At 70.4% G+C, this 15,015-nt stretch carries 10 protein-coding genes and 1 pseudogene; 6 read left to right on the forward strand and 5 right to left on the reverse strand.

Features of this window, described 5'->3' with window-relative positions; genetic code table 11:
* Nucleotides 1-94 precede the first annotated feature (94 nt).
* Entirely contained in the window at nucleotides 95-958 is an 864-nt protein-coding gene (locus OHA61_RS05230; protein ID WP_406301912.1) for an SCO6745 family protein, read from the forward strand.
* A 127-nt stretch (nucleotides 959-1,085) separates the two neighbouring features.
* Entirely contained in the window at nucleotides 1,086-3,452 is a 2,367-nt protein-coding gene (locus tag OHA61_RS05235) for a Tex family protein (RefSeq protein ID WP_406301913.1), read from the forward strand.
* Between the two features lie 88 nt (nucleotides 3,453-3,540).
* Here the strand turns inward: OHA61_RS05235 and OHA61_RS05240 are convergent, their stop codons facing one another.
* Nucleotides 3,541-5,178, reverse strand: a complete 1,638-nt coding sequence (locus tag OHA61_RS05240) for an ABC-F family ATP-binding cassette domain-containing protein (RefSeq protein ID WP_406301914.1) — start codon at nucleotides 5,176-5,178, stop codon at nucleotides 3,541-3,543.
* 146 nt (nucleotides 5,179-5,324) lie between these two features.
* Nucleotides 5,325-5,780: a hypothetical protein gene (locus OHA61_RS05245; RefSeq protein ID WP_406301915.1), complete on the reverse strand. Its 456-nt coding sequence runs from the start codon at nucleotides 5,778-5,780 to the stop codon at nucleotides 5,325-5,327.
* A 276-nt stretch (nucleotides 5,781-6,056) separates the two neighbouring features.
* Here OHA61_RS05245 and OHA61_RS05250 point away from each other — a divergent pair.
* Together OHA61_RS05250 and OHA61_RS05255 are read left to right on the forward strand one after the other, a co-directional pair.
* Nucleotides 6,057-6,215: pseudogene (locus tag OHA61_RS05250) on the forward strand (helix-turn-helix domain-containing protein); the annotation flags it as partial.
* A 456-nt stretch (nucleotides 6,216-6,671) separates the two neighbouring features.
* A complete protein-coding gene (locus tag OHA61_RS05255) occupies nucleotides 6,672-7,778 on the forward strand; it encodes a hypothetical protein (RefSeq protein WP_406307631.1) in 1,107 nt (368 codons plus the stop codon).
* Between the two features lie 17 nt (nucleotides 7,779-7,795).
* Here OHA61_RS05255 and OHA61_RS05260 read toward each other — a convergent pair whose 3' ends face one another.
* On the reverse strand, nucleotides 7,796-8,824 hold the full coding sequence (locus OHA61_RS05260; protein ID WP_406301916.1) for an oxidoreductase: 1,029 nt from the start codon (nucleotides 8,822-8,824) through the stop codon (nucleotides 7,796-7,798).
* A gap of 66 nt (nucleotides 8,825-8,890) precedes the next feature.
* Here OHA61_RS05260 and OHA61_RS05265 point away from each other — a divergent pair, with 66 nt between their 5' ends.
* On the forward strand, nucleotides 8,891-9,847 hold the full coding sequence (locus OHA61_RS05265; protein ID WP_406301917.1) for an FAD-dependent oxidoreductase: 957 nt from the start codon (nucleotides 8,891-8,893) through the stop codon (nucleotides 9,845-9,847).
* Nucleotides 9,848-9,984: 137 nt separating this feature from the next.
* On the opposite strand, the gene OHA61_RS05270 is transcribed toward OHA61_RS05265, so the two are convergent.
* Entirely contained in the window at nucleotides 9,985-11,265 is a 1,281-nt protein-coding gene (locus OHA61_RS05270; protein ID WP_406301918.1) for a M14 family metallocarboxypeptidase, read from the reverse strand.
* Nucleotides 11,262-13,238: a Xaa-Pro dipeptidyl-peptidase gene (locus OHA61_RS05275; protein ID WP_406301919.1), complete on the reverse strand. Its 1,977-nt coding sequence runs from the start codon at nucleotides 13,236-13,238 to the stop codon at nucleotides 11,262-11,264. The genes OHA61_RS05270 and OHA61_RS05275 overlap by 4 nt, the downstream gene beginning before the upstream one ends.
* 190 nt (nucleotides 13,239-13,428) lie before the next feature.
* On the opposite strand from OHA61_RS05275, the gene OHA61_RS05280 reads away from it, so the two are divergent.
* On the forward strand, nucleotides 13,429-14,934 hold the full coding sequence (locus OHA61_RS05280) for a M1 family metallopeptidase (protein ID WP_406301920.1): 1,506 nt from the start codon (nucleotides 13,429-13,431) through the stop codon (nucleotides 14,932-14,934).
* Nucleotides 14,935-15,015: the final 81 nt, after the last annotated feature.

Genomic DNA, 15,015 nt, shown 5'->3' on the forward strand with positions numbered 1-15,015 from the left:
CAGTAGTCGACGATCTTCGCGGGAGCCTTGTCGGGCGAGCCCGCGCGCGCACCCGGGCTTCACGGCGTACCGACCGGTCGGTAACATCTCTGGTATGAGCACTCTGCCCGCGCGCTCCGGCCGCCACTGTCACCACGCACTCAACCCGATGCACTCGACGCTCTACTTCTCGCCGGACTTCGCGGCCGAGTACGCGCGGCTCGGCATCGAGGACGAGCGCGCCGCCTACTTCGCCACGCGCGCGGCCGCGATGGGAGCCGTCGGCCCGGGCGCGGTCGCGGCCACCTTCTACAACTTCAACCACGAGCTGATCGCACAGCATCTGCCCGCCGTGTGGGACACCGCCTCGCCCGAGGCAGTGCTCGACGCCCGGCTGCGCATCGTCGACCGCACGCTGCGGCGGCTGCTCGGCGACGAGGTGATCGGCTCCAAGGAGCTGGCGGAGGCCGCCGAGCTTGCGCTGCGGGCCGCCGAGGCCTGTACCCGGCACGCCCGGCCGCTGTATGCCGCGCACGCCGATCTGCCCGTGCCCACCGAGCCCCATCTCGCGTACTGGCACGCCGCCACCCTGCTGCGCGAGCACCGCGGCGACGGCCATCTCGCCGCCCTGCTCTCGGCCGGGCTCGACCCCCTCGAAGCGATGGTGAGCCACACGGCGACCGGAAAGGGCGCGGCGCCGCGCTGGATCCTGGCCACCCGCGGCTGGCGGCGCACCGACTGGGAAGCCGCACAGGACCGGCTGCGCGAGCGCGGACTGCTGGACGCCGAGGGCGAGTTGACCGAGGCGGGCGCAGAGCTGCGGGCCGGGCTCGAAGACCATACGGACCGCATCGACAAGGCACCGTACGAACATCTGGGCGCGGAAGGCGTCGAGCGGCTGACCGAGCTGGCGCGCGGCTTCCTCAGCCTCGCGGTGGCCGCGGGCGCCTTCCCCGCGGACCTCAGCAGCAAGAGCTGAGGCCTAGGCGCGGCACGATGGCCGGATCGGGTCCGAGGCGGCGCGCGACACGGGCCCCGGCCACCCGGCACAATGCACTCTCAAGCACAGCCAGCACGACCAGCATGAGAAGGCGAGTCGGGGAACCGTGACGACGTCCATCGAAGGCAGGATCGCCGAGGAGCTCGGCGTACGCGAGCGGCAGGTGAAGGCGGCCGTCGAGCTGCTCGACGGCGGGTCGACCGTGCCGTTCATCGCGCGCTACCGCAAGGAAGCGACCGAGATGCTCGACGATGCGCAGCTGCGCACGTTGGAGGAGCGGCTGCGCTATCTGCGGGAGCTGGAGGAGCGGCGGGCCGCGATCCTTCAGTCCGTGGGCGAGCAGGGCAAGCTCACCGGCGAGGTCGAGGCGCAGATCCGGGCGGCCGACACCAAGGCGCGCCTCGAGGACATCTATCTGCCCTTCAAGCCCAAGCGGCGCACCAAGGCACAGATCGCGCGCGAGGCCGGTCTCGAACCGCTCGCCGAGGGGCTGCTCGGCGATCCGTCGGTGGAGCCGCTCGCGGCCGCCGCCGCCTTCGTCGACGCAGACAAGGGCGTCGCGGACGCCGCCGCGGCGCTGGACGGCGCGCGGTCGATTCTGACGGAGCGTTTCTCCGAGGACGCCGACCTGATCGGCGAGCTGCGTGAGCGGATGTGGACGCGCGGGCGGCTGGCGGCGAAGGTGCGCGCGGGCAAGGAGGAGGCGGGCGCCAAGTTCGCCGACTACTTCGACTTCGCCGAGCCCTTCAAGGAACTGCCCTCGCACCGGGTGCTCGCCATGTTCCGGGGCGAGAAGGAAGAGGTCCTCGACCTGGTCCTGGAGCCCGAGGAGCCGTCCGAGCAGCCGGGTCCCTCCCTCTACGAGTCGATGATCGCCCGGCGCTTCGATGTCGCCGACCGGGGCCGTCCCGGCGACAAGTGGCTCGCCGACACGGTGCGCTGGGCCTGGCGGACCCGGATCCTGGTGCACCTGGGCATCGATCTGCGGCTGCGGCTGCGCACGGGCGCCGAGGACGAGGCGGTACGCGTCTTCGCCGCGAACCTGCGGGATCTGCTGCTGGCGGCCCCGGCGGGCACCCGGTCCACGCTCGGGCTGGACCCCGGCTTCCGTACGGGTGTGAAGGTCGCCGTCGTCGACGCGACCGGCAAGGTCGTCGCGACCGACACGATCTATCCGCACGTCCCCGCCAACAAGTGGGACGAGTCGCTGGCCAAGCTGGCTCGGCTCGCCAAGGAGCACTCGGTCGATCTGATCGCGATCGGCAACGGCACGGCTTCCCGCGAGACGGACAAGCTCGCCGGTGAACTGTGCGCCAAACACCCGGAGTTGAGCCTCACCAAGGTGATGGTCTCGGAGGCGGGGGCCTCGGTGTACTCCGCGTCCGCGTTCGCCTCGCAGGAGCTGCCCGGCCTCGATGTCTCGCTGCGCGGCGCCGTCTCCATCGCCCGCCGCCTCCAGGACCCGCTGGCCGAGCTCGTCAAGATCGACCCCAAGTCGATCGGCGTCGGCCAGTACCAGCACGACCTGTCCGAGGTGAAGCTCTCCCGCTCGCTGGACGCGGTCGTCGAGGACTGTGTGAACGGCGTCGGAGTCGACGTCAACACCGCGTCCGCGCCGCTGCTTTCACGGGTGTCGGGCATCGGCACCGGACTCGCCGAGAACATCGTGGCGCACCGCGACTCCAACGGTCCCTTCCGCTCCCGCAAGGCGCTGAAGGATGTGGCGAGGCTCGGCCCCAAGGCGTACGAGCAGTGCGCGGGCTTCCTGAGGATCCGCGGCGGCGACGACCCGCTGGACGCCTCCAGCGTGCACCCGGAGGCGTATCCGGTGGTGCGGCGCATGGTGAAGACGGCGGGCGAGGAGGTCGCCGCGCTGATCGGCAACGCGCCGGTGCTGCGTTCGCTGAAGCCGGCCGACTATGTGGACGAGACCTTCGGTCTGCCGACGGTGACCGACATCCTGCGGGAGCTGGAGAAGCCGGGGCGCGACCCGCGGCCCGCGTTCAAGACGGCCACCTTCAAGGACGGCGTCGAGAAGATCGGCGACCTGGCGTCCGGGATGATCCTGGAGGGCGTGGTCACCAATGTGGCGGCCTTCGGTGCCTTCGTGGACATCGGCGTCCACCAGGACGGACTGGTGCATGTGTCGGCCATGTCGAAGACCTTCGTCAAGGACCCGCGGGACGTCGTGAAGCCGGGCGACGTGGTGAAGGTGAAGGTCCTGGACGTCGACATCCCGCGCAAGCGGATCTCGCTCACACTGCGCCTCGACGACGAAGCCGCACCGAAGGAGGCCGGCGGCCCGAAGCAGCGGGAACGCGGTGAGCGCGGCGGCCGGCCGCCGCAGCAGCGCGCCCGGCAGGGCGGACGCGGGGACCGGGGCGGCGACCGCCAGGCTCCACCGCCGGCGAACAGCGCGATGGCGGACGCGCTGCGGCGCGCGGGTCTCACCGATCCCGACCGGCGCCGCTGACAACGCGCCAGGGCCCCGTCACCCTCGGGTGGCGGGGCCCTTCGCGTCCGTTGTGAGCGCGGTTCGGCTCTCCGGAAGTGACGAGACGTCAGCCTTCGGTGACCTTGCCCGCCGACACGTCGATACGCCGCGTGGTGCGGACCGAGTCGAGCATCCGGCGGTCGTGAGTGACCAGCAGCAGCGTGCCGGTGTACGAGTCGAGCGCGGACTCCAGCTGCTCGATCGCCACAAGATCGAGATGGTTGGTCGGCTCGTCGAGTACGAGGAGATTGACACCGCGGCCCTGGAGCAGCGCCAGCGCGGCGCGGGTGCGTTCACCCGGGGAGAGCGTCGTCGCCGGGCGCAGTACGTGCTCGGCCTTGAGCCCGAACTTGGCCAGCAGGGTACGTACTTCGGCCGGTTCGGTGTCCGGGACGGCGGCGCAGAACGCGTCGAGCAGGGTCTCGTTGCCGTAGAAGAGACCGCGGGCCTGGTCGACCTCGCCGACCACGACGCCCGAACCGAGCGAGGCATGGCCCGCGTCCAACTCGATGCGGCCGAGCAGGGCCGCGAGCAGTGTCGACTTGCCCGCTCCGTTGGCTCCCGTGATGGCGACCCGGTCGGCCCAGTCGATCTGGAGCGAGGCCGGGCCGAAGGTGAAGTCACCACGGCGGAGCTCGGCCTCGCGCAGGGTCGCGACGACGGAGCCGGAGCGCGGGGCGGAAGCGATCTCCATCCGCAGCTCCCACTCCTTGCGGGGCTCGTCCACAGCGTCGAGCCGCTCGATCATGCGCTGCGTCTGGCGCGCCTTCGCCGCCTGCTTCTCGCTCGCCTCGCTGCGGAACTTACGGCCGAGCTTGTCGCTGTCGGTCGCCTTGCGGCGGGCGTTCTTGACGCCCTTGTCCATCCAGGACCGCTGCATCTGGGCCCGCCCTTCGAGCGCGGCCTTCTTGTCGGCGTACTCCTCGAAGTCCTCGCGGGCGTGGCGGCGGTCGGTCTCCCGCTCCTCCAGATACGCCGCGTATCCGCCGCCGTACAGGGTGATCTGCTGCTGTACGAGATCGAGTTCCAGGACCTTGGTGACGGTACGGGTCAGGAACTCGCGGTCATGGCTGACGACGACCGTCCCGGCGCGCAGTCCCTGCACGAAGGTCTCCAGGCGGTCCAGTCCGTCCAGGTCGAGATCGTTCGTCGGCTCGTCGAGCAGAAAGACGTCGTAGCGCGACAGCAGCAGGGAGGCGAGGCCCGCACGGGCGGCCTGGCCGCCGGAGAGCGCGGTCATCGGCAGGTCGAGCCCGACGGTCAGACCGAGGGTGTCGGCGACCTCCTCGGCGCGCTCGTCGAGGTCCGCGCCGCCGAGAGCAAGCCAGCGCTCCAGGCTGTCGGCGTACGCGTCGTCCGCGCCGGGCGCGCCGTCCACGAGCGCCTGGGTCGCCTCGTCCATCGCGCGCTGGGCGGCGGCGACGCCCGTCCGGCGAGCGAGGAAGTCCCGCACGCTCTCCCCGGGCCGCCGCTCGGGCTCCTGCGGGAGGTGCCCGACGGTGGCCGTGGGCGGCGACAGCCTCAGTTCGCCCTGCTCGGGGCGGTCGAGCCCGGCGAGCAGACGCAGCAGGGTCGATTTGCCGGCGCCGTTGACTCCGACGAGACCGATCACGTCGCCGGGCGCGACGACGAGGTCGAGCCCGGAGAAGAGCGAGCGGTCGCCGTGCCCGGCGGCGAGTTCTTTGGCGACGAGGGTTGCGGTCATCAGGGGGCTGATCCTAGCCGCGGGGGTGCGGGGCTGGGTCCCCAGGCCCGCGCATCTCCGCGGCCTGAACCAGCACGGCTCAGCGCCCCAGCCCGAGGTCTTCCCGGGCTGGGGCGCTGACTCGTAGCGGCTCCCGCGCTCGTGCGTCAGCAGCTGATCGAGTCGATGTACACGTGGTTGACGTCGTAGATCTTGCGCCAGATGCTGTCCTTGCCGCGGCGGTCCTCCGTCTGGATGGAGCCGCCCCAGAAGTGGTAGCGGGTGACGCAGCCCTTGTAGAAACGGATGGCGTCGGTGTCGTAGTAGTAGTAATGATTGCTCGACCAGCCGCCCACCGGAAGTTCCACATCGGCGTTGTAGTAGCTCCAGCTGTTCGGATGGGTTACACAGCTGAGCTTGTCACCGTTTTCCCATACGCCGTAGCTGTCCCGCCAGCAATTGGTTATCCGGATACTCATTCCGGAGTTGTTGCTGACCTCTCCGCCGCAGCCCTGACTGGTGCATGTACCTGCCTGCGCGGCGCTGGGTGCTCCGAGGACGATCGCGGCACTGATCGAGGTGGCCAGCGCAATCCGCGCCACGTATTTCTGCAGTCTCTTCATTTCTGCCCCCTTGGGTGTTGGTCCCCGCACGGAACGACGAGGTAGGAGCCGAGCGGGCGGCCGTCCGGCGGTCAGAGCATGTCCCGGCGGATATCGCGGCACAACGACGGCAGGGTGATCCGGCACGCCTGGAACGGCGAACCCTCGTTGACCTGCGACGTTGCGCGAACATGAAACGCCGGTCGCGGAGGCGCACGGAACGGGACAGCAGTTTCCGGCCGGGGCGGTACCCTACGCGCGACGGTGCAGGCCGGCACCGGACCGGGGCGGGGGGACATGGCTGAGGGACGACCGTGCGACGAGGAGCTGGGGACGCTTCTCGAGGAGTTGAAGCGGCGCAGCGGGCGCAGCTATCAATGGATCGGCCGGCAGGTGAATGCGAGCAAGTCGACCGTGTACCGGTATTGCACCGGGCGCAGCATCCCGCCGGATTTCGGCACGGTCGAGCGCATAGCGAAGGCATGCAATGCGGACCGAGCCGAGATGGCGAAGCTGTACAGGTTGTGGAATCGCGCGACGGACATCGCAACGGTCACTGAAACAGAAACATCCGGCGCAATCCCGGCCGAACCCGAAGAACCCGGCAGCGGCGGCTCCGGCCCTTCCGCCCCGGAGGCCGGTCCCCGTGCCGGAATACCCGCGTCCGCGCCCGCAACACATCCGCATCCGCATTCGCATTCGCATTCCATAAAGCGCAGGCTCACCGTTCTGCTTTCCGCCACGATGGCGGTCCTGCTGATCGGCATGACCGCATCGCGTGACGGCCGTCCCGGGAACCGGCTGTCGCGGCAGCCACCGGCGCAGTGGATCGCCGGTCCGGCATGGGTCAGTTCCCCGGCGCCGGTGCCGTCCACGCTGTTCGGCGTAACCCTGAACAGCACCACGGGCACGATGCCCGCCTTCCGGGTCGGTGCCGTACGTTTCTGGGACAGCGGCACCCGGTGGGCGAGCATCGAGCCGCGGCGCGGCGAGTTCGACTGGTCGGTGCTCGACCGGTTGGCCGGCGGAGCCGACCGGGCCGGCCTGCCGTCCCTGTTCGTGATGGGCGGCACACCCCGGTGGGCCGCCCCGGACGGCCCGGCCGGACCGTACGAGGACGGCTCCCGTGCCGCCCCGCCAAACAGCCTCGCCGACTGGGACGCCTTCGTGAAGGCCGTCGTTCACCGGTATCGGGGGCGCATCGACGCGTACGAGCTGTGGGTGCTGGCCAACGATCGCCGCTTCTACAACGGCAGCGTCGAAACACTGGTCGAGATGACCCGGCGCGCAAGCCGGATCATCCGGGCGGCCGACCCGAAGGCGACCGTGGTCTGCCCGGGGATGGGGCGGCTGTGGGAGCCCGGCGGCGTGGCGGTGCTACGGCGCTTCGCGGAGCTCGGCGGATACGGCTACTGCGATGTCGCGGGCATCAAGCTCTATCAGCGCACGGCCTCCGATCCGCCGGAGACCATGCTCGGTCTCACCCGCGAGGTGGACCGGGTCCTGCACGCCGCCGGAGTCCACCCACGTCTGTGGAGCACGGGAACGATGTACGAAATCCCGCTGCAGGGCTCCCTGGACAGCGTGCGAGCGACCAACTACGCCGTACGTTTCTATCTGGTGGGCCTGTACGCGCACGCGGTGAACGTCGAGCGCATGTACTTCTACAACTGGGGCGGAACGAAGATCCCGATCGTGCTGCAGGCCGAAGGCGGCCCCCCGACGCAGGCGGCGCTGGCCGTGGAGCAGTTGCAGCGCTGGCTCGTCCACGCCCGGATCCGCTCGTGCGGCCACGGCCTGTCGGCCAACCTGCCCGGCAACGTGTGGCAGTGCGAGTTCACCATCTCGGATCCACAGCGAAGTCACCCGGCCGTGATCCGCTGGACCGATTCCGGCACCGCCGCGATGACGGCGGAACCGGATGCCAAGGCCGTGCACCGGCTCGGAGGTGCGACAACGCCGGTACGTCCCGGCGACACCCTGGTGATCACGGAGCAGCCGGTGCTCATCGAGCATTGAGCATGAGCGCATCGGCCTCACCCCACCACCGGCGCCACCACCACGCCCCCCATCGTCCTCCCCACCAGGAACGACCGCCCCCGCGCCGCCCGCCCCTCCAGCGGAATCCGGTGCTCGCCCGGTTCCAGCATCCCGTCGAACACCTCCCTCGTGTGCGTGCGGTACAGCCGGTCCAGGCGGTATGCCACCAGCTGTACCCGGCACGTCGAGGTCACCTCCACGTGTGCCACCCCCGCCGACGCCGTCAGGCTGATCAGCCTGCGGCGTTGTGGCGGGCTGCGGTCCAGGGCGTGTTCTATCTGGGCGACCAGCAGCGGAATGATGGGGGCGAGTCCGTCCACATACGCCACGTCCGCGCCCGCCGCCTCGAACGCCGCCCGTACCGCCGCGCGTTCGGGTTCGCCGACCGCGCGGCCGAAGGCGACCGCGCCGTAACCGACGAGCTCCTCCGCGTCGATCCCGGTCGCGTCCTGGGTGATGTCCGCGCCGATGCCGATGGTCCGCAGGGCGGCGGCCAGCTTGGCCAGTACGTCGACGCGCGCGCCGATGAGCAGGACCCGGCGGCGCGGGGGCGGCGCGGCGTCGCCGTCCGGCAGCAGGCGTTCGAGCTCGGCGCGGTACGCCTCGCCGCGGAAGCGGAACGGCCCTATCCCGCGGTAGCCGTTGAGTTCCAGGTCCGCCGTCTCGGACGTCTGCCAGGCGAAGTCCCGCCATACGACGTCGTCACCGTCGCACTCGATGACGGCGGTCACCGCGCCGCACTCGATGCTCTCGCACTCGGGGCAGCCGTAGATCACACAGCGCCCGTCCGCCAGCGGCGCCGGCGCTTCGAGCAGCAGAGTGCGCAGCTGGACGGTGAGTATCGCCGGGGGTATGTCGGCAGCCAGCGGAGAGACGGCGTCGAGGTCGCAGAGCTGGAACAGCAGCGGCCGCCCGTCGACAACGAAGTCCATGAAGTCCCGGTGCGCTTGGTGGCCACCATTCGCCAGGACTCCCCCGACCCGCGTCGCCGGCGACAGCTCGAAAGTCGCGTACACGGCAGACATGTCCTGAGTATCCCCACCTTTGACCCGTTCTGAGCACGGCGCCCGTCATTGGGCTACGGTCCCGTCATGAGCGGCGACGTGGTGGTGGTGGGTGGCGGGGTCATAGGGCTGACGACGGCGATCGTGCTTGCGGAGAGTGGCCGCCGCGTACAGGTGTGGACGCGGGACGCGCCGCAGGAGACGACGTCGGCGATGGCGGGCGCGCTGTGGTGGCCGTACCGCGTCGAGCCGCTGGAGTTCGTCGGCGCATGGTCGCTCGCCTCGCTACGGGTGTACGAGCAGCTGGCGGCCCACCCGGAGGAGACGGGCGTGCGCCTGGTCGCGGGCGTGCACGCCCATGAGCGGCTGTCGGGTCTGGGACCGTGGGCCGCCGAGGTGGCGGGCCTGCGCGAGGCGCGCGCCGACGAGCTGCCCGAAGGGTACGGGACCGGGCTGTGGGCCAGGCTTCCGCTGATCGACATGCCGGTTCATCTGGGCTGGCTGCGGCGGCGGTTGGAGGCCGCGGGCGGCACGGTCGTGACGCGCGCCGTGAAGACTCTGGCCGAGGCCTCGGACCGGGCGCGGGTCGTGGTCAACTGCGCGGGTCTCGGCGCGCGCGAGCTGGTCGGGGACGCCCGGCTGAGGTCCGTACGCGGGCAGTTGGTGCTGGTGGAGAATCCGGGCATCGAGGAGTGGTTCACCGCGGCCGACCACGCGTCGGCGAAGACGACGTATTTCTTCCCTCAGCCGGGCCGGCTGATTCTGGGCGGCACGGCCGAGGAGGACGACTGGCGGCTCACGCCGGATCCGGCGACGGCCGAGGAGATCGTGGAACGGTGTGCGCGCATCCGCCCGCAGATCGCGGGGGCACGGATCCTCGGACACCGGGCGGGGCTGCGTCCGGTGCGGACGAGCGGCGTGCGGATCGAGGCCGGGGAACTGCCGGGTGGCGGGCTGCTGGTCCACAACTACGGCCACGGGGGCGCCGGAGTGACGGTGGCCTGGGGGTGCGCGGAGGCTGCGGCGGCGCTGGCCGAACGGTGACCGGAGCGGGGCGCACCGTCGCATCGCCCGCCCCGATGTGTCCCGGGGCGGGCGATGTCGACGTGAAACCGCTCGGCGTCAGCCGCTCGGCGTCGGCAAGCGCGGCGTAAACCGCTGGGCGACTTGATCGACCGGCCTCAGCAAGTGGCCACCGCCTGACCCGATGTGAGGTGATAGGTCGCACGGGAATCAAGCAGCAGCGGGATCAGCTCGCGCTGGGACTGCCGCAGCGGTACGAAAGCCCCGTCGCCGTCCGGTCTCGACACGACGCCATGCAGGGCCAGTTCGTCCTTGACGTCCGCGTACTGCGCGCCGTCGAGGCGGTAGCCGCAGGGCGGGTCGAGGAGGGTCTCATCGGGGGTCGCCGGATCGTTGTCTGCGCCGCCCAGATAGACCGGGCCACGGTCCTTCAATCCGGCCAGCCGGGCCGCCGCGGTCACCGCGACGATCCGGCCGCGTCGTTCGTCGGCGAAGGCCAACAGCCCGCCCAGGGCGTCCAGTTGGCTGGTGACACGGCGGCGGTTGTTCAGCGCGGGATCGGCCTTCTCCTCGGGTGTCATGGGGTCGACGCGGCTCTCGATGAGCAGTCCCAGCGCGTTCTTGACGCCCGAGGCATTGCGCAGGATGCGCTCCTGGCCGTCGCCCGCGACCTGTTTGACGGGGTCGCCGGTGACCGGGTCGGTCCAGATGCCGTAGGTGCCCGTGCTGAAGCCGCCCTCGTGTGCGGCCGGGCGGACATAGTCCCGCGAGAGCGTCTGTGACTCCTCGTGGACCTTGGCGTCGGTGTTCAGATTGCGCGGCCAGAGGTCGAACAGATCCTTGTCGTAGTACTGAGGGGTCGTACCGTACTCGTGCAAGTCGTAGACCACGTTGGGGCGTTGGTCCCGGATCACCGCGGCCGTCGCCCGCGCCTCGGCGGTCTTCAGAGCGATGTGGTCGCGGTTGATGTCCAGGCCGTCGGAGTTCTCCCGGGTGTCGGCGGCCCGTCCGTCCGGGTTGGCGGTGGGGACGACGAGGATCCTCGTACGGGACAGCAGTCTGCGGGTGTCGCTGTCCCTTGCGTACGCGAGATCGCGGATCGTGGTCAGGCAGGCTTCCCGGCCTGAGGGCTCGTCTCCGTGCTGCGTGCAGATCAGCAGCACGGTGTTCGGCGCGTGGCGGGAGCCGATCCGTACGAGCTGGAGCGGCCGGCCCTGCTTCGTCGTACCGATCCGGCCGACCGAGACCCGGTCGCTGCCCCGGTCCACGGCTGAGAGGAAGGTCTGTTCCTCGGGCTGCCCGGTCCAGCGCGCGCCCTTGCTGGTCTCGAAGCCGGTGCGCGGCACACTGTGCGCCGCCTCGGCCGGGGCGGAGACGAACGGCAGCGCGAGCGCGGCGGCCGTGACCGTGAGGGCCAGGGTGCGGGCACGGGGGATCATCGGCCGCTGCCTCCCGGGATCGGGCGGATCCTGCGCGGCTCGGCCACACCGCTCAGGCGCGACTCGCTCGGGACGGCGGACGCGGTGGATCCCGCGGTCGCGCGTACGAAGGCGGGGGCCCCGCCGACGATCGGCAGCTTCGCCGAGGTGCGGGCCAGATCGAGGGTGAGCGTCGGAGTGCTCGCGGGCGGGTCGATCAGATCCCTGTCCGTACCGCCGACGATCAGCGCGAGCCGGTGCCCGGCCGGGACGACATGGTCACTGGCATGCAGGTCGAGGGTGATGGTGTACGCCGTGCCGGGGGTCAGCGGGCGGCCCTTGGCGTCGGAGGCGTAGTTGCCCAGATCGGCCCAGCCTCGGCTGAACACCGTGTAGTCGACGGCGGCCGTGCGCGCCTTGGTCTCCTTGAAGCAGGGGCTGTCGCCCGGCGTGCTCGCTCCCCAGCAGGTGCGGTCGGTGAGAGTGGTGATCCCCTCGCCCGCCGCCGCGTAGTCGCGGATGGTGTCGGGCCCCAGGTCGACGAGGACCGCGGAGAGATGGGCACTGGTGGTGGACGGGGTCGCGGTGATCGTCACCTTGGACGAGCCGGAGATCCGCAGATCGCGGCCGAGCGGCTTGGTGAGGAATCCGGCCTTGGCGGGCGTCGACGTGTCGATCGCCGCGGCCCAGTCGGTCTCGTCCAGCGCCCGGTCGTCGGTGAACGTCTCGGTCGCGCCCGCAGGTGCGGGGGTCAGGGCGAGGGTGCCGACGCCTGCCGCAGTGCCCTTGCCCGGCCGGAGGCTGGTGGTGCCGGTGGCCAGGGGCGGCCACACGCGGCCGGTGGTCCACCGGTCGGGGGCACGCTCGATGTCGGCCATCGGCTCGCGGTCGATGCCGTTGTCGTAGCCGAGGAGATAGTGGTCGAACCAGCGGTGCAGGGTCTTGGTCCACTCGGCCCGTCGGAAGTCGAACGGGTCGACGTGCCCGGTCTGCGAGAGCCAGATCTTGCGCTCCACGCCCCGGTCGGCGAGGGCGTCCCACCACTGGCCGAAGTGCTTGGTACGGACGTTGAGGTCCTGCATGCCGTGCACCGCGAGGACGCTGGCGCGGACATTGTCCGCGGTGCGGACGTAGTCGCGCTCGCTCCACAGCCCGGTCAGGTCACCGCTGCGCGGGGCCTCGTCGACCAGCCGCTTCTGGACGGCCTGGCAGCGGGCGCGTGCCTCGGGACTCTCGACATAGTCGGAGAGCCATTCGGGTCCGGAGTCGTAGAGCGGCGCGCCCTTGGCGAAGTAGTAGTCGTACCAGGAAGAAATGGCGGCGATCGGGACGATCGTCTTCAGCCCCTCGACTCCCGTCGCCGCGACGCCGTTGGCGATGGTGCCGTCGTAGCTCTTGCCGATCATCCCGGTGTCGCCGTTGCTCCAGCCGGCCCGGGCGCGCTCACTGCCGGTGCGGGTGGTGTAGCCGCGTGCGCGGCCGTTCAGCCAGTCGACGACGGCCTTCGCGGACTGGACGTCGGAGCGCCCGCCGACATCGACGCAGCCGTCGGAACGGTTGGTGCCTGCCAGGTCGACGCCGACGAAGGCGTAGCCGCGCGGGACGAAGAAGTTGTCGTAGTAGAGCGGCATCTGCACGACGTTGCCGTGAGCGTCGTAGGTCTTCTTCTGGCTCTCGTTGCCGCGTCCGCAGCAGGAGTAGTACGGACTCGCGTCCATGATCACGGGGATCTTCCGGCCCTGCTGAGCCGGCTCCCGCGGCCGGACGATGTCCACGGCGACACGGTCGGTCCGGCCGTCTCCGTCACCGTCGAGACGGGTGTCCACCCACACGGACTCGCGTATCGCGTTCTCGTACGAGTAGACCGGTCTGCTCTCCCGCAAGGGCGTGCTCTGGGCGCCCGTCGGGGCCAGGGTCATGGCCATCAGGGCGGCCGAAGCCGCCACCACCAGCGATCTGCACGTCAAGCGGGTCCCCCGCGCGCGTATCGGCATGGGCGGAAGGTACTCCGGCCAACTCCCTTGCGACAGAGGGCCATCAGCGCATCAAAGTGACGACTGGGACACCCGGGTTCATGTCGGCCGAATGGCGATCCCGTGAAAGGCCGAGCTTCGCTCCTGACTGAGGGCCCGGGGTCTGCATAGGGTCCAAGTGATCATCGGCCCCCCACGACTTGGAGCATCCGTGCACCGCAGACTCATCGTCCCGAGCGCGCTCGCGGCCTCGCTTGTGCTGGCGATCCCGGCATCGGCCGCAGACTTCTCACCGGGAGCACCGGGCATCGGCGACCCCTACTACCCGGCCAGCGGGAACGGCGGATACGACGTATCCCACTACGACCTGAGGCTCACCTACCAGCCGAAGACCGATCTGCTGGAGGGTACGGCGACGATTCTCGCCACCGCCCAGCAGAATCTGAGCCGCTTCAACCTCGACTTCGGCCTGCAGGTCAAGGAGGTCCGGGTTGACGGCAAGAAGGCGACGTTCGCCAAGGAGGGCGACCAGGAGCTGGTCATCACTCCCGTCGCACCGCTGGAGAAGGGCAAATCCGTCTCGGTGGTGGTCCGTTACGCGGGCAAGCCGTCCGAGCTGAGCATCGGCGGATACACCGCCTGGCACCGCACCCCGGACGGCGGCGTCGCGGCCCAGGAGCCGGACTCTGCCGTGTGGTGGTTCCCCAGCAATGACCACCCGCTGGACAAGGCGACGTACGACATCTCCGTGTCGGTGCCGGACGGCACCCAGGCCATCAGCAACGGCGTACTGCAGTCGCAGAGTTCGAAGCTCGGCTGGACCCGCTACAACTGGCGATCCAACAAGCCGCAGGCGTCATATCTGGCCACGCTCGCCGTCGGGAAGTTCGACATCACGACGGACAAGACGGCCGACGGGCTGCCGATCCTCAATGCGTACAGCAAGGATCTCGGCGACAACGCGGGGGCGGCGCGGGCGAGCGTCGAGCGGACCGGTGAGGTCGCCGAGTGGCTGACCGAGGTCTTCGGCCCGTACCCCTTCAACGCGCTGGGCGGCTATGTCCCCAACGTGAAGAGTGGCTACGCGCTGGAGACGCAGACCCGCCCGTTCTACAGCCCGCGCCAGTTCGCGAACGGCGCGAATGTCTCCGTGGTCGTCCACGAGCTGGCCCACCAGTGGTACGGCGACAGCGTCTCCGTCCACGGCTGGAAGGACATCTGGGTCAACGAGGGCTTCGCCCGGTACAGCCAGTGGCTGTGGTCGGAGAAGGAGGGCGAGGGCACGGCGCAGCAGCTCGCGGACTGGGTCTACGCACAGCACCCGGCCGACGACGCCTTCTGGACGGTCAAGCCGGGCGACCCGGGCGCTGACAAGCAGTTCGACATCGCCGTGTACGACCGGGGCGCGCTGGCGTTGCAGGCGCTGCGCAACGAGGTCGGCGACAAGGACTTCTTCGCGATCCTCAAGGGCTGGCCGGCCGAGCACGCCTACGGCAACGCCAAGGTCGGCGACTTCGTGAAGTTCGCCGAGAAGGTCTCCGGCAGGCCGCTGGCCGGGCTCTTCGACACATGGCTCTACCAGCCGTCGAAGCCGGGCACTCCTGCCGCGGCAGGGGCGCGGATCGCGCGGGCGGACGGGAAGCCCGCCCGGCCCGCGTCGTGGAAGAAGATCGCCGCGACGAACTCGATCCACGATCACGACCACGACCACCACTGAGGTGCCCGCGTGCGGCGCCGCCGTCCCAGGCCGGGACGGCGGCGCCGTTCACCTCGGAACACCGCGGGTGGGAGCGCTCTC

Origin of the sequence: Streptomyces sp. NBC_00885, from assembly GCF_045207475.1 — a bacterium.
Lineage (GTDB): Bacteria > Actinomycetota > Actinomycetes > Streptomycetales > Streptomycetaceae > Streptomyces.

Bases quoted from the DNA above. Each gene is read 5' to 3' on its own strand.
- OHA61_RS05230 (WP_406301912.1), top strand. From the start codon at position 95: ATGAGCACTCTGCCCGCGCGCTCCGGCCGCCACTGTCACCACGCACTC.
- OHA61_RS05240 (WP_406301914.1), bottom strand. From the start codon at position 5,178: ATGACCGCAACCCTCGTCGCCAAAGAACTCGCCGCCGGGCACGGCGAC.
- OHA61_RS05245 (WP_406301915.1), bottom strand. From the start codon at position 5,780: ATGAAGAGACTGCAGAAATACGTGGCGCGGATTGCGCTGGCCACCTCG.
- OHA61_RS05255 (WP_406307631.1), top strand. From the start codon at position 6,672: ATGCCCGCCTTCCGGGTCGGTGCCGTACGTTTCTGGGACAGCGGCACC.
- OHA61_RS05260 (WP_406301916.1), bottom strand. From the start codon at position 8,824: ATGTCTGCCGTGTACGCGACTTTCGAGCTGTCGCCGGCGACGCGGGTC.
- OHA61_RS05265 (WP_406301917.1), top strand. From the start codon at position 8,891: ATGAGCGGCGACGTGGTGGTGGTGGGTGGCGGGGTCATAGGGCTGACG.
- OHA61_RS05270 (WP_406301918.1), bottom strand. From the start codon at position 11,265: ATGATCCCCCGTGCCCGCACCCTGGCCCTCACGGTCACGGCCGCCGCG.
- OHA61_RS05275 (WP_406301919.1), bottom strand. From the start codon at position 13,238: ATGCCGATACGCGCGCGGGGGACCCGCTTGACGTGCAGATCGCTGGTG.